Annotated in this window: 11 protein-coding genes; all 11 read right to left on the reverse strand. The window is 45.1% G+C overall.

Features of this window, described 5'->3' with window-relative positions; translation table 11 throughout:
• Window position 1 precedes the first annotated feature (1 nt).
• Entirely contained in the window at window positions 2-2,242 is a 2,241-nt protein-coding gene (locus tag ACLWOR_RS13765; RefSeq protein WP_413941330.1) for a DUF748 domain-containing protein, read from the reverse strand.
• Window positions 2,243-2,410: 168 nt separating this feature from the next.
• Complete coding sequence (locus ACLWOR_RS13770; protein WP_413941331.1) at window positions 2,411-3,376, reverse strand: MerR family transcriptional regulator; 966 nt, start codon at window positions 3,374-3,376, stop codon at window positions 2,411-2,413.
• A gap of 184 nt (window positions 3,377-3,560) precedes the next feature.
• Window positions 3,561-4,763: a molybdopterin oxidoreductase gene (locus ACLWOR_RS13775; RefSeq protein ID WP_413941332.1), complete on the reverse strand. Its 1,203-nt coding sequence runs from the start codon at window positions 4,761-4,763 to the stop codon at window positions 3,561-3,563.
• Window positions 4,764-4,771: 8 nt separating this feature from the next.
• Window positions 4,772-5,353: a c-type cytochrome gene (locus tag ACLWOR_RS13780; RefSeq protein ID WP_413941333.1), complete on the reverse strand. Its 582-nt coding sequence runs from the start codon at window positions 5,351-5,353 to the stop codon at window positions 4,772-4,774.
• A 1-nt stretch (window position 5,354) separates the two neighbouring features.
• On the reverse strand, window positions 5,355-5,876 hold the full coding sequence (locus ACLWOR_RS13785) for a DUF3341 domain-containing protein (RefSeq protein WP_413941334.1): 522 nt from the start codon (window positions 5,874-5,876) through the stop codon (window positions 5,355-5,357).
• Entirely contained in the window at window positions 5,876-7,237 is a 1,362-nt protein-coding gene (gene nrfD, locus ACLWOR_RS13790) for an NrfD/PsrC family molybdoenzyme membrane anchor subunit (RefSeq protein ID WP_413941335.1), read from the reverse strand. Before nrfD ends, ACLWOR_RS13785 begins: the two co-directional genes overlap by 1 nt.
• Entirely contained in the window at window positions 7,234-10,368 is a 3,135-nt protein-coding gene (locus tag ACLWOR_RS13795) for a TAT-variant-translocated molybdopterin oxidoreductase (protein WP_413941336.1), read from the reverse strand. Before ACLWOR_RS13795 ends, nrfD begins: the two co-directional genes overlap by 4 nt.
• Before the next feature lie 18 nt (window positions 10,369-10,386).
• Window positions 10,387-10,926: a cytochrome c3 family protein gene (locus ACLWOR_RS13800; protein WP_413941337.1), complete on the reverse strand. Its 540-nt coding sequence runs from the start codon at window positions 10,924-10,926 to the stop codon at window positions 10,387-10,389.
• Between the two features lie 193 nt (window positions 10,927-11,119).
• Complete coding sequence (locus ACLWOR_RS13805) at window positions 11,120-12,751, reverse strand: cytochrome c biogenesis protein (RefSeq protein ID WP_413941338.1); 1,632 nt, start codon at window positions 12,749-12,751, stop codon at window positions 11,120-11,122.
• Complete coding sequence (locus ACLWOR_RS13810; protein WP_413941339.1) at window positions 12,748-14,145, reverse strand: cytochrome c biogenesis protein ResB; 1,398 nt, start codon at window positions 14,143-14,145, stop codon at window positions 12,748-12,750. The genes ACLWOR_RS13805 and ACLWOR_RS13810 overlap by 4 nt, the downstream gene beginning before the upstream one ends.
• Before the next feature lie 83 nt (window positions 14,146-14,228).
• On the reverse strand, window positions 14,229-15,038 hold the full coding sequence (locus ACLWOR_RS13815; protein WP_413941340.1) for an N-formylglutamate amidohydrolase: 810 nt from the start codon (window positions 15,036-15,038) through the stop codon (window positions 14,229-14,231).
• Between the last annotated feature and the right edge of the window lie 46 nt (window positions 15,039-15,084).

The following is a 15,084-nucleotide window of genomic DNA, read 5'->3' on the forward strand; positions in this document are numbered from 1 at the left end:
TCTATTTTATTTCTTTCAAATTTAAAAAGACGTGAGGCTGTTTACCGGCCTCACCTTTTGCCGTCGCCAACAAATACATCCGCTCATTTTCTATTTTTTGCTGAGCCAACGCGGCCATGACGACATTGCCTCTTTTAAGTCCTAAGTCACGCAGACGATCTTCCGGAACTTGTGCGGTCTTATAAAATTCTTTTTCAATCTCTTGGCTAAGTTTTGAAACATCGGGACGCCCCTGAGAAATCTCGAATCTTTTGAAATCTGAACTGCGTGTTTCTCGTTTGGCGAGGGCCACAATCGCCTCTTCGCGGTTGCCTTTGGTTCTTTTCATGTAGGGCTCTAGCTGCTTGTCTAATATCTCACTCTTCATCTTGTCGATGTCTTCAGTTTGGAACTCGCCACGAATCTCAAGAGCGAGACTTGGCCGTTCTTTAAGGGCTTCAGCTAACTTTTCAATTTTCGCTTCTTCCCCGGCAGCGAGGTCGGCTGTGCCGGGTTCGAAATAGACCCATTGCATGTCTTTGCCACCGCCAACCAAACTTGCGATAAAATCAAATGGAGAAGCTACGATTTTTACGACAAGATTTTTCAGTGCGGTCCAAATCAAACTCCCCCAAGAAAAAGAGGGATCTTTGATATCACCCTGAACTGGGAGCTGAAACTGAATCTGACCTTTTCGATCTTTTGCTAGGGCCAAGGCGAATTTCAATGGCCAGTGTCCGGCCTTTTCACTATCAACTTTGTCACCTAAAGTGAATTGATCGAGGAGAACCTTATTTTTTCCTTTAATACGAGTACCTGCCAAACTGTAGTTGATATCAAGGAACAGCTTTCCCTTACTGATTTCATAACCCGCAAATTTTCCCGAGTAAGGCGTGAATGTCGTCAATTCAATATTGTGAAAGTTCATATCGAAATTCAGAAGGGCCTGTAAATCAGCGGGTATATAAAATCCTTTGCCCTTGAATTTTCCGTAGGCTTCAATTTGTCCATTTAAGTTCACATTGATTTTTTGGTTGGTCTGCGGCGAAATCGGCAACACGGTCCCGTTCACGTTGTGAATATGAACGGAAAATCGCGGCTGGATCGTTTCATCGGCGTAGTCCAAAATTCCTTTTTCAACAGTTAGTTTTTTAACTAAATAGTCGAATTTCGATTTTTCTTTGGAAGCCGTCTCTATTGGGGGACTCGCCTGCTCTGCGGAAGCTGCAGGAGTTTCAGCGGCCGTCTCTGAGGTCGAAGTTTGGCGCATATATTTTCGTACATTCAGGCGTCCATCTTTTTCCAAAACAATTCGAGTCTTAAGTTCTTTCAGATTAATTTCATCGACAAGCAGACGTAATGGTTTGGTGCTAAAATCAATTCCATGAACCGACATCAACGACCATGCAACAGCGTCTTCGCCTTCCCCTTCTGCCGGGCCAATCGCTAAATTTTTAAACGCGGACTCGCCGACAATCGTCAAATTGCCATTTCCGTATTTCAATTTTCCTTTCAGATCACCGCTGCCTCTTTTCAAAGCTAAGATCGTCGCGTCAGACAAATAGGCCGACAAAAAATACAACGGGAGATCCGTAAAATCTAAATCGAGATCTGCCGTTAATGGCGAAGGACTGAATGTGCCATGAATTTTTAGATGGCCCGCCTCTCCGACTAAAATATCCAAACTGCGAAGCGAGGTCTCAGATCCGAGAGACGTGCTTAAGTGATTCGCCCTCAAAGTAAACGGACCCAGCGGAAGATCCATAGGTCGCACATGGGTTTTATCGATAACCGTCAAACCACTGCGATCAATTTCCAATCGCTCAAGAGTCAGAATCCAAGGCTTCCCCTCGTCCTTTTTCTTTTCTTCTTCAAGTTCTTTTTTAACGGCCCAATTGGTGGTTTCATCCTGGAAAATGACGGCCTTTCCTTGCAGGTCTTTGATCGCCACCATTTTAAAACGCAGTTCTTTTTTAAACAGTGGATGAAGAACGAGTTGCAGAGTGAATTCTTTAAACTTAAGTCGGCTTCCTTCTCCAGCCCGAGAATCCACCTCTGGCAAATCAAACCCTTCAACCGTGGCCTTAAAGGTAAATGGATTGAAGGAGATTTTGTCTATCTTGGGCCTAGCTCCCAGTTTCTCGGCAATGATTTTTTTGCCTTGCTGCTTCGCTATGTAAGGCACTAAAAAAAATCCCGCCAGCGTATAGAGCGCCAACACCCCGGCACAGGCTAGGATCAGATTACGAACAGTTTTCGTCATCTCTTTATAATCGAATATGCGTTTGAAAGTTCAAGGGCCCCGGCTATGACTTCTTACAAAGTAATTCGTAGCTTTGCTAATTACTAGTGCTTTGCTGACTAGTGCATGCTCTGACCATTGACCTCAATCCCCGAGGGTGACGGCATCACCCCTTTCTCGACCGACTTGTTAATCAACGACCGTGAGCTGGAAATTCATCACCGATGCAAGAGAGGCCAGATAAGCCATCTCTTCATCAATTCCCCAGACTTTTTCGAGTTTGATTTCATGAGGTCTTGCGCTAAAGACCTCCACTTTTTCTCCATCACTGATCACGCCACCAATACGGCTGATTTGATCACGTAAGCCTGAGTTCTTTGAAAAATAATATGTTCTTCCCTTGCGAATCTCTTCGTTGGCCGCCAATTCAATAACCGCACGATCATCGGCGTTCATGATTGTCGACATATGCGGTCCCGCGAATGCATAAAGATTCATATAATTAGCGACAACCTCTTCAGAGAAATGACTCAGTTCCTTGATTACAACAAAATCCGGTGAAAGGGATTGAACGATTTCTTCCTTCAGAAGCGACTCCTGAATCACGACAATGTAAGGCTTGCTTTGTGGAAATGCGGATTTTCCATCCCAGACGATAACAGGAATCTTCTTCCCGTTCTTTTCAAAGTGATCTTGGATAAACGTCGCAGTCTTTTCCAAATCACGAGTCCCGGCGACCACCACAGATAATTTTTCAAACTGAGTCATAATGAATCTCCTCTCTTCAGGGGCTAAGCCCGCTTGGTTGTTCTTTAGAGAGGATAGAATGTTTTGAATCTGCTGTTCTTGGTCCTTGGATCTTGCCATCTCAAGGTGAATTTTCTGTAGACGCGCCTTCAAGTACTCCTTGAGTTTTTCGGAAGTCATGTCACGATCCACTTCAAGTAACGATTTAACTTCCCCCAGTGAGAAACCTAAATCCTTAAACTGTTTGATTCGCCCTGCAACTTCGATTTGCTCAACGGTATAATAACGATAGTTATTCTCCCCACGCTGAGAGGGAATAAGAATCCCCTTCTCCTCATAAAGGCGCAGCGCTTTTTCCGTCAAAGAAACCTTGTCAGCAAATTGTCCAATAGAAAGCCAGTTCTTCATCCTACCCTCAACAAGAGCCTAAGGATTCCCCTAGGGTCAAGGTCAAAGGACTTTTTGAAGAATTCCGGAGTGTTTCAAATAGAGGGGATTTTCTGCGGTGCACGCCAAAAAGGTACGGCGTACCTCCAAAAAAAAAGGCCACCCGGGAGGGCAGCCTTTTTTATTTTTGCATTTCAACCGACTATTAGTAGCTGACGTGATGATTCAAAGCTTCGTGAATTCTTGGGTCTTTCAACGGCACTAGGCTGTGTTTTGACCAGAAGCTCATGATGCAAAGAAGGAAGATACCTGCGAAGCCGGCGAAAAGACCAATTTCCCAGAAACCAAACACGACTTTACCGTCGAAGAAGTTCGGGTAAACCATCCAGTAGATGTCTACGTATTGCATAACCAAAACAAGCGTCGAGATCAAAAGAACGTGATTGTCATTACGTTTCAAACCACGAGGCAACAATGCCAAAAATGGAACGATGAAACGGAAGATCAACAAGATCATTGATACTCCCATCCAACCGTTTTGTGAACGCATGATGTAGTATTCAGTTTCCTCTGGCAAGTTTGCGTACCAGATCAACATGAATTGAGAGAACGCAATGTAAGCCCAGAATACTGTGAAACCTTTCATGTATTTCACAACGTCATGTTGATGCTCTTCAGTCACATAACCTTTTACGTAACCATGGCGTCTCATCAAGATAATAACGATCGACAAGAACGCAAGACCTGCTTGGAACATACCTGCAAAAGTATAGATCCCGAAGATCGTTGAGTACCAAGTCGGCAACAATGACATCAACAAGTCTACAGAGAAGAACGAGAAGCTTAATGCGAAGAACAAGATGTAAGCAATAGAAAGGCCCACGTTTTTAACTGTGAACTTGTTATCGCCAGTTTGGTCTTGTTTCAAAGAGTTTCCAACGATCATGTAACGGAAACCCATCCAACCCAAAGTGAAGATCAACAAACGAACAACAAAGAAACCTGTGTTCAAGTAAGCTGTTTTCGCAGCAATAACTGGGTTGTGTTCAACAACGTCAGCATTTGCCCAAGGGTAAAGATGTTTGAAACCTGCTAACAATACCAAGCCACCCACAAGGATCACTGGCATGAAAGAAGTTGTCGCTTCAGCATAACGACGAAGAGTCACTGACCAACCCGCTTTCGCGATGTTGTTAATCGCAACCCAGAACATTCCGCTTAGACCCATCGCTGAGAAGAAGAAGAAAGCTACTAGGTATGAAGTCCAAAGACGATCTTGGTTTTTCATCAAACCAACGATGAAAGTCAAAAGACCGATCGCGATCAAAGCAAAGCTCAATGTTTTAAGCTTTGCTGGCGCTTCAAATTTAGAAACGTGTAGTTGTTGTGCGTGATTATTTCCAGCCATACTAAAACCTACTTAGCATCTTGCTTCTCAAGGAAGCGAATGTAGTTAACAACTTGCCAACGAACTGATTGCGGTACGTGAGAAGCGTAAGGGCCCATCACACCTTGTCCCATCGTGATAACATGGTACAAGTGGCCATCTGGCCAACCTTTTACTTTATCAGACAACAATGCTGGTGGTTTCAAAGCCATTTTTTCCGAAACAACAGATTTAGCAGCAACGCCGCCTTCACCTTTGTAACCGTGGCAAACCGCACATTGTGTTTCGTAGTATTTTTGACCAACCAAAAGAGTCTCTTCATCCATCTTGCCAGCAAGTGGGTTTTTAAGATTCTTCGCTGCACCTTCTACGTCCGTTGCGTAACGGTATGGAGTGAAACCAACTGGAGCTGTGTGCTCTGGTGGTACGCGCATACCGCTGTGGTGTGGAGAGTTTTCGTCGTACTCTTGCGCTTTGATCGCAGGAGATTCCATCATGTCTTGGATAACCTCAACATTTGGTTTGTTGCCACGAGGACCACAGCTCGACAAAGCGATCGCCGCCAAGCCCGCTGCTGCAATACCCATAGATAAATTCACAAGGCTTCTCATCTTAGTACTCCGTTCTCTTCACTTCTACAGCGCCGTGTTCTTTGAACATTTTTTCGATTTTCGCTTCGTCATAACCGATGTCGTTATGAGGAATGAAGATCGCGAACTTGTGCGATGTCAGGTCTGGATCGATGCTTGGAGGATCAATGCGCGGAATTTTGCACGCGTAGAACAAAGCGCCTACAGAGCAAAGAGCCGCAAACAAGATCGTCAATTCGAACATGATTGGAATAAACGCAGGCAAAGAGAAGAAAGGTTTACCGCCGACGTTGATCGCCCAGTTCACTGCTGAAGTCCACCAAGTCAAAAGCAAACCAAGAATCAAACCTGTCGTCCCGGCTGCGAATGTCACATAAGGGATCCATGAACGTTTGATACCGCAAGCTTCTTCCATGCCGTGGACAGGGTAAGCAGAAATCGCTTCAAATTTTTTGTAACCTGAGTCGCGGGTTTTTGCAGCCGCTTTAAGCACCAAATGCTCTTCTTCCCAGATACCAGCAATACCTTTTGTATAGTTAGCCATTAGTGGTGCCCTCCTTTATCATCATAACCCACGTGCAATACGGGCTTCACTTCCGCGATAGAAATCGCAGGGAACAAACGCAAGTACAATAAGAACAGTGTCAGGAACATACCGAACGATCCGACTAGGACGCCTGTATCGAACCATGACCACGCGTACATACCCCAAGAAGAAGGTAAGAAATCGCGGTGCAAAGAAGTCACCGTGATCACGAAACGCTCGAACCACATACCGATGTTAACGAAGATAGAAACCACGAACATCACTGGGATAGAACGACGAAGCGACTTAAACCAGAAAACTTGTGGGATCAAAACGTTACATGAAACCATCGTCCAGTAAGACCAGCCGTATGGACCGAATGCACGGTTCACGAATACGAAACGCTCGTAAGCATTTCCTGAGTACCAAGCAATGAAGAACTCAGATGCGTATGCGTAACCAACCATCAAACCTGTCGCCATGATGATTTTGTTCATCACTTCCATATGATCAAGTGTGATGTAGTTTTGGAATTCTTTGAAACCCAAACGAACCAAAGTCATCAACGTCACAACCATCGCGAAACCGGAGAAGATCGCACCGGCAACGAAGTATGGAGGGAAGATCGTTGTATGCCAACCTGGCAAGTTAGAAACCGCGAAGTCGAAGGATACGATCGTATGTACTGAAAGAACGAGTGGAGTCGAAAGACCTGCAAGGATCAAGTACACCATTTCATAGTGTGACCAGTTCTTCGCAGTTCCGCGCCAGCCCAAAGACAAAGCACCGTAGATTGTTCTACGAAGTTTGTTTTTCGCGCGATCTTTGATCGTAGCGAAGTCAGGCACCAAACCGATGTACCAGAATACCATTGAAACCGTCGCGTATGTTGATACGGCGAAAACGTCCCAAAGAAGTGGCGAACGGAAGTTCACCCACAATGGTCCACGTTGATTCGGATACGGGAACAACCAGTAATCCAACCAAGGACGACCTGTATGCAACAATGGGAAAAGACCCGCTGTCATAACCGCGAAAACTGTCATCGCTTCCGCAGTACGAGCAACCGAAGTTCTCCATTTTTGACGGAATAAGAACAAGATCGCAGAGATCAATGTACCGGCGTGACCGATACCGATCCAGAATACGAACGTAACGATCATCGTACCCCAAGCTACCGGGCTGTTAACACCCAGTAGACCGATACCGATACCCACTACGCAGGCAAGAATTGCGATGTAGAACAACAAAAGTGTTTTAGCACCGAGGAACATCCCCACCCATTCTTTAGATGGGAAGCGCTCCACCGGAGCACAGATGTCATCCGTTACATCTTTCAATGATTTATTTCCAAGAACTAAAGGGCTTCTCTTCATCATGAGTGTTCACCTTGTTTTTCTGTGCCATGGCCTTTTTGGCCGCCAGTTGTTTCTTTATCGTTGTTACGGATTTTAGACATGTAGCGAACTGAAGGTTTCGCATGCCATTCTTCAAGCAATCCGTAAGCTCTTTCTTCTGATTTGAAGATCTTCGCTACTTCAGAGTTTGGATCATTCAAGTCACCGAAGATGATACCGCCAGCAGGGCAAGCTGTTTGACATGCTGTTTTAACATCGCCGTCTTTCACTGCGCGTTTTTCGTTACGTGCAACTGTTTTCGCGTCTTGGATACGTTGTACGCAGAACGTACATTTTTCCATGACCCCGCGAGTACGAACACCAACAGATGGATTCAAAGCCATGTGCATTGGTTTTTCGATTTGTTTCGCAAAGTTGAACCAGTTGAAGCGACGTACTTTGTACGGACAGTTATTCGCGCAGTAACGAGTACCAACGCAACGGTTGTAAACCATGTCATTCAAACCTTCGTCACTGTGAACAGTCGCAAGTACTGGGCACACTGTTTCGCAAGGAGCGTTGTCACAGTGTTGACACATAACTGGTTGGAAGATTGCTTCTGGATTTTCTGGAGTACCGATGTAGTAACGATCGATACGCAACCAATGCATTTCACGTCCCTCAAGAACGTAGCGTTTACCAACAACAGGTCCGTTATTTTCAGATTGGCAAGAGATCACGCAAGCAGAGCAGCCTGTGCAAGAGTGAAGATCCACAGCCATACCCCATTTGTGACCACTGTATTCGTGACCAGACCAAATGTTCCATGTGTGGGGCTTGTTAACGTTAGCTGCCTTGTTTGCATTGTAATCTTTAAGAGTCGCTTCGATAGCAAGCGCGCGGCCTTCCATTGAGTGGTGACCTTGCGTGCATGCAAGCTCATACTTTTTAGAAGTTTTTGTGAATGTAGCAGGTTGACCTGCGAATACCACTTTACCGTCTTTAACAGTCGCCAAACCGAATGCGTTTTGGCCGATACCATTACCTACTTTACCTACGCGAGTACGTCCGTAACCAACAGCCAAAGTCACAACTTCATCGTGAAGACCTGGTTGGATATGAACTGGGATTTCCATTTTCTTGTCGCCGACTTTCAACTCAACAACAGAACCTTCTTTAAGACCGTGTTTTTCAGCTGTCGCCAAAGACACGCTCAAGTAGTTGTCCCATACGATTTTAGTCACAGGATCTGGAAGCTCATGCAACCAAGAAACGTTGTTCAAAGAGCCGTCGCCCATTTGAGACGTCAAGTAAAGAGCCAACTCAAAACCTTCAGAAGCTACTGGAGCTTTGATGCTTGTGAAAGCATCTGTTCTGAATGAGCGAGCAGATGAACCATTGCTCAACTCACCCACTGAACCTTTTTGAAGAGCAGCTTGCCAGAAATCTTCGAAGTCTTGGCCTTTACCGAATTTAGGATGAACGTCTGATCTCCAGTAAACACGGAGGTAGTCGTAGAACGTTTCATAGTCACGCATACGAGCTGGACCCATGTTCGCCATGAATGCCCAAGTCATAAGAGACAATTGGAATGAACGAGTGTCATACATTGGACGGATTGCAGGTTGGCAGATCGAGATCACGCCATTTGCAAGCTCCATGTCGTTCCATGATTCAAGAGCATGGTTGTCTGGGATGATGTAATCCGCGTGAACACCCGTCTCGTCTACACGGTCGCCCGTGTAAAGAACCATTTTTACTTTTTTAACCGCATCTGCAAAGCCCATTTCAGCAGGCAAAGAGAAAGCAGGATTTGCGCGGTGGATGATCAAAGTTTGAACTTTGCCCGCGTTCATATCTTTAATAAGTTCAGCCAAATCAGAGTAAGAAGCTTTCAAGGCTTCGTTGCCACCTTTGTGGTCAACTGTCTTACCGTCATTTTCAAGAACAGAGTTCAAGAAGTTCACAGCTACTTGCAAATCTTGAGATCTGCTAGTCAAAGTTTGCAAACCACCTGCTACAACCAAAGATTGACCTTTGTTTGCCAACAAGTCTGCTGCCACTTTCGCGAACAATGCTGGTTCGATGTTTAATTTTTTAGCTGTATCAGCGTAAGGAGCCAAAGCTGCTTTTACTGATGAGTTTCCAGCGTGAGAACTTGCACCTTTGTTCACGATGATTTCGTGAAGAAGGCCCATCACCACATCAAGCTGTTGCGAAGGTTTGATTCTCATGCGGATATCCGCATTTGAAGCTGTCAATGAATACGTAGAGTCGAAAGACACCATACGATTCATGTTTTTGATATCTTTACGGCCGTTAACGAATTGGTTTGTGAATGCTGTTGGAGCAATCCAAGTTCCCAAGAAGTCAGCGTCGATAGAAACGATCATTTTTGCTTTGTCGAAGCGGTACAACGGAACAACAGCTTCACCGTAAGAAGCTTTTTGACCGTCACGGATTTCTTCGTGAGCAATCGGTTCCCAAACAACGTGTTTCGCTTTGAAACCTTGTTGGAAATCACCGATCAAAGCACGAGTTGCAGGAGAAGAAACAGCGCCCGTCAAAAGAACAACGTCGCCTTTTTTCAATTGCTCAACAACTTTTTTATCTAGGTCTTCCCATTTAACGTCGATCACTTGTGCATTTGATTTTTTCTCATTGAACAAGTTGCGTTTTGGACCTTGAATACGCTCTGGATCATACATATTCCAAACAAGAGCTTGAGAACGAATGTTCAAACCTGATTGGCTGAATGGATGAGAAGGATTTGCTTCAATTTTAATTGGGCGTCCTTCGCGAGTTTTAATAAGCATACCCAAGCCATCAGTCCCATCAGCGTAAGCAGATGAGTAGTAGTTAGCTACACCCAAAGTTACTTCTTCTGGTTGCTTGTTGTAAGGAACGATTTTTTGCACTGGACGGCGTACGCAAGAAGCCGTCGCCATTGCCAAGGAAGCACCCATGAGTTTCAAGAACTCACGACGGGCCCAACCGTCTTCTTTATCATCGCCACGAAGTGGTGATGATTGGAATTCAGTTTCAGCAAGCTTCATGAACTCAGGATCATTTTTCCACTGTTCAAGGCTTAGCCAGTGATTGTTATCGCGCTCCACTTTCGGGCGGAGAGCTTTCTTCATTTCTAACTCGTGATCGTGATGCATTTCAGACATAACTTTTTCCGAAATCCTTTAGTAGTGACAAGTTGAACAGTTAAGAGGCGCCTTGTTTTCAGGCTGACGATGACAGTTCACACACCAACCCATAGAAAGGTCAGAGAACTGTTCTACTTTTTTCATAGTCTCAACTTGACCATGGCATGTTTGGCAGTTCACGCCTTTAGACACGTGGGCGTTATGGTTAAAGTGAACGAAATCAGGAAGCATGTGAACGCGAACCCACTCAACAGAGCCGCCGCTGTCATACGCTTCACGCAATTTTTGAATTGCTGGTTTGTCGGTAGCAACTTGCAAGTGGCAATTCATACAAGTTGAAAGAGCCGGAATATTCGAGTGCTTCGTTCTTTCCACTTGGTTGTGGCAATACTGACACGCGATCTTGTTTGTACCCGCATGAAGCGAGTGATCGAAAGGAATTGGCTGCTCTGGCGCATATCCTTTGTTGTATCCAAAGCCCGGTTGAAACTTACAACCTGCTAGGATCGTTGACACAATAAGTGCTGCTACGATTGCAACCGCACTCCCCAACCTTCTTCTGACTACCCGATGCATAATCATCCTTCGCTAAATCACTAATGATGTCGGTTCAATAAACTTTCCCGTGTCATTAAAATGTCACGAGATTGTCCTAATTTTAGTTTGTCCCTATTTAAAAGCGGAAAAGTCCAGTTGTCCATATTCTTTTTGCAAGTATATTGAAAAAGAGAGAGACTCCCGCGCTTCGCTTAAATTCTCAGCAGAGAATTTAAGCTTCTTTCCCTCGGCGTACCACTGCTACGTAGACCACCAGAAGCATGTGAGCTGCCACAAAAGCAGACACATATTCGATACCACCAGCTCCGAATCCGTATGAATGAAGCCCTGCGCCAAGCACAAAGTTCACACCGTACCAAGCCATGATCACGAGTGAAAAAGTCACAACAGCTGTGGCTACTAATCCGAAATTGCGAATCATACCCGCGTATCGAGCATGAAGAACCGCCAAATATCCAAGCAGAGCAATCAAAGCCCAAGTTTCCTTCGGATCCCAACCCCAGAAACGTCCCCAAGAATAATCCGCCCAGATCCCGCCCAAAATAATTCCCGGGCCCAAGAACGCGACACCGATTTGCATCGAACGGTAAATTCCCGTCGTGATCGCACGGATCTTTTCTTGGTTCTTTTTCTCGCCGCGCAAATAATAGTAAAGGCCCACGTCGCCCAAACCGAACGCCAAGAAAAACGCCGCGTAACTGATAGTGATAGTCATCACGTGAATCGTCAGCCAGTAGTTACTACGCAAAACCGCTTCAAGTGGTTGCAGCGAGGGATCCAAAACCGCTGGAGCAAAATCCGCGATAACGAGCGCAAACGCCGCCACCAACGTTCCCGCCACCAAAATAATACGATACTTATAGATAAGTTCCAGAATGGTAGCGAACAAAACTGTTCCCCACGCCACCCAGATCACAGTCTCATACATATTAGAGACCGGAGCTCTCTCCATAATATACATACGAAGAGCAAAGCCATACGTGTTCAGCGCAAAACCAATTGCCAACAAAGGCCACGCGATTTTCATCCACGATTCTTTATTGAGTGTCCAGATCAAGGCCAAAACGATAAAGGCCAAGAAATAGAAAATATAAGCCCAACGGAAGGGATGGAAGTCATTGTAGTGAACTTCTGCTTTGATACGCGCATCGTGAGAGTAAGCAGCTGGATTTTCCGCGCGAGCGGCTTCTTCAAACTTCACGATGGCCTCATCCATCGCTGTTCCCGCTTCGTCCAAAGCTTTACCATCGGATCCTTGTGCCAACGCTCCAATGTAAGTCACAAAGGTTTTTGTCACATTCATGAACTTTTCTTGAAATTCCGGAGTTAAATCAGCAACCGAAATCCAAGCATCGCCTTCCTTCGCAGGCACGACTTTAAACATACGGCCCGCAGCGATTTCTTGGAAAATAAAGTACTGATTCTCAAGACGCTGCAAAGCTTGGAAATACGGATTGAGTTTTTCTTTTGTTTCACGCTTTGCTTGCAGCTCTTGACGTAGAAGTGTGAACTTTTCATTCGCGAAAATTTCATCACCAGTAAAGTGACGTTGATCTTTCGGAAGACCTAAAGCTTCCAAAATTTGATGATTGCGAACTTCGAAAATCTTTTTACTCTGCCAGGTTTGCGGCGCGAGCATCCAAGTCATCACGATCTCAGTCGCATTACGACCTTCGAACTTGGATTTTCCATAGATGATCTCAAGCATTTCGCGCGCAAAGCTGTCATAAGGCTTTACTCGTCCGCCATCTTGGACTGGCATGTATTTAAGAGCATCACCTGGCTTAGCGAAACCAGGAAGGGCCATCAGAACAACTGTAAGAAGGAGCAAAACTTGTTTCATGAGTTTTCCTTTTGCTTTTTAAGACGCTTGAAATCCAAATGTTTAAACCACATCAACAAAATCACACCGACAGACATGATTAAAGATCCGAGATACTTTAACCAACGACCTGGGTCATGATTGACAGAGAAAATAGAAGCCACAGGCACGCCATTTTCCTCTTGGAAGCTCGCTTGATAGAACGTCAAACCTTTATGCTTTAAAGGCTCGTTCATTGAAATCAAAGCATCCCCAACCTCAGGAACTTCCACGAGACTTTTATAGGCCATCGCACGCATTGTCCCCTGGTAGTGGTTCACCTCAAAGTTTTTCAGCATAAGAGGAAAGCCAATATCAATACGGCGATTTCCGTAAGTAAGAAGATAAACAGCATCATTGGTGAAAAGCTTCACCATATCGTTCAACAGCACCCAGTGCTCTTTGTTGTTGAAGATGATTTTGATCGCCGACGTCGTTAGCGGCGTAGGACGCTCAACCGGTTGTAAATCCCAATCCTCAAGAGCATAAGGAAGATAGCGAAGCACGCGCACTTCCAAAGCCATTTTAAAACCAGGATCGAAAGAACCACCTTCTTTGATCGTTCCTGTTTTAATCGCCTTTACGGCGTCTTTATGAAAAACCGCATAACGAAGACCGTCTTTATCCGGAGCAAAGTAGATTTCATTCTTTCCTTGGCCGTGCGGTGGAATCTCGCCTAAGTTAATTGTCGCAGGACCCAAGTTTTGTGACGCCATCGCATTGGGCTTACGCTGCACCAACCATTCGATCTGATTCACGTTGGGATTTTGCAACTGCAAACGAATTCCCGCGCCTGACTTTCCGACTTCGCCTTCAACGACTTTCCGAGAAGGCAGAACGTATTTTTGGTAATCAACGACTTTGATATCGTCAAAAGCGGGAATGCTATAAGGTTTTTCTTTCGTCGGTGGTTTTCTAAAGAAGTCCACTTCTTGCTCAAAGCTTTTGGTGTAGCGATCACCGTCAAAAGAACTGTAAACCGTGATATCTGTTTCAGCCGTCTGAACTAGATTATTTTTTTGACCGATCTCCACTCTCATAGAGCCGTCAAGTCCCCATTTCATTGTGAAAAGAGAACCTAAAAGAATAATTAAAATACCGATGTGCGCACAAACGAAAGCAGCATGACGTTTTTTCCACGGCCAACGATCAATCATCACACCGATCAAATTGATCGCAAGCGCGCCCATGATCGCGTACATAAACCAAGTGTCATAAACGAGTTTTTTAGCAGCAAGAGCGTCGTATTTGGCTTCAACAAAAGTTCCAACAGCTGTGATCACCGCAATTGCAATGATAATAAAAACAGCCAATTTGACTGACGCCAAAGGGCGATTCAGGCGCTTCCACCAAGTATTGCGGAGATCTGTATTCAAAGCACGGTCCTTTTAATATAAAGAAATGGCCTATCATTAAATGAAAGACCCTGATCTGACTATGCTTTTTGGCTTTCGACGCCCTACATTAGGTGCCGCAAATTGTTGCAGATATAGCCGAGAGCTTTTTCCACTTTTTCCTGAATCGCCTTCGCATCTTGGGGTTTGAGCTTTTTTGTTTGCTCATCCATGTACAAAGAGCGGTTCATTTCTACTTGAAGAGTATGTTGTTCTCTTCTCGGGTCGCCATACTGTTCTGTGACGCGACCGCCAAAGTAAGGCCAGTTGTAACCCACTTTGAATCCCGCAGTTGCATAAGCTGCAATCACCAGATCCTTGAAGCGCGGGTCACAGCTTTTTCCTTTGCTGTCACTGACAACAATATCGGCTCGCCGTTCACCTGGATCGCGATGCTCGCTGGTTCCAACTGAAGGCATACTGTGCGCATCAATATGAAAAGTTTTGGTAAAACCTTGCGCATGCATATCCGCATAAAGTTTTTTGATCGATCCATGGAAAGGTTCGTAAATCAGATTTACCAATTCATCATGAGCTTTTTTGCTCATGGGTTGTGTCATGAGTTGATGTTTGTAGGTCGTAATAACCCAATGAAAGCCACGATTGTGAGTGCCAGCCGCCGTTGCATTTCCTTCAACCGAAGATGCGTCCACGTCCTCCGGAATACGATTCAAATCGGCAGCGTAACGATGCCACTCTGTTTTCACGTAAGGAATCTCAAGTTTATGCAAACTGGGCTCATACAAAAAGTCCACATAGCGATCGACATCGCACATAAGAACTTCTTCCGGCAAAGTGTTGAGCCATGGAGTTTGTGGTGGAACTTTTTCTCCCGAATGCGGGATTGTCACAATCAAAGGAAGCTTATTGACCATACCCTAACACTTGACCTCTTAAGAGGAAAAAGCAAGACTTTAATCA

Source organism: Bdellovibrio sp. HCB2-146 (assembly GCF_047345725.1).
Classification (GTDB): domain Bacteria; phylum Bdellovibrionota; class Bdellovibrionia; order Bdellovibrionales; family Bdellovibrionaceae; genus Bdellovibrio.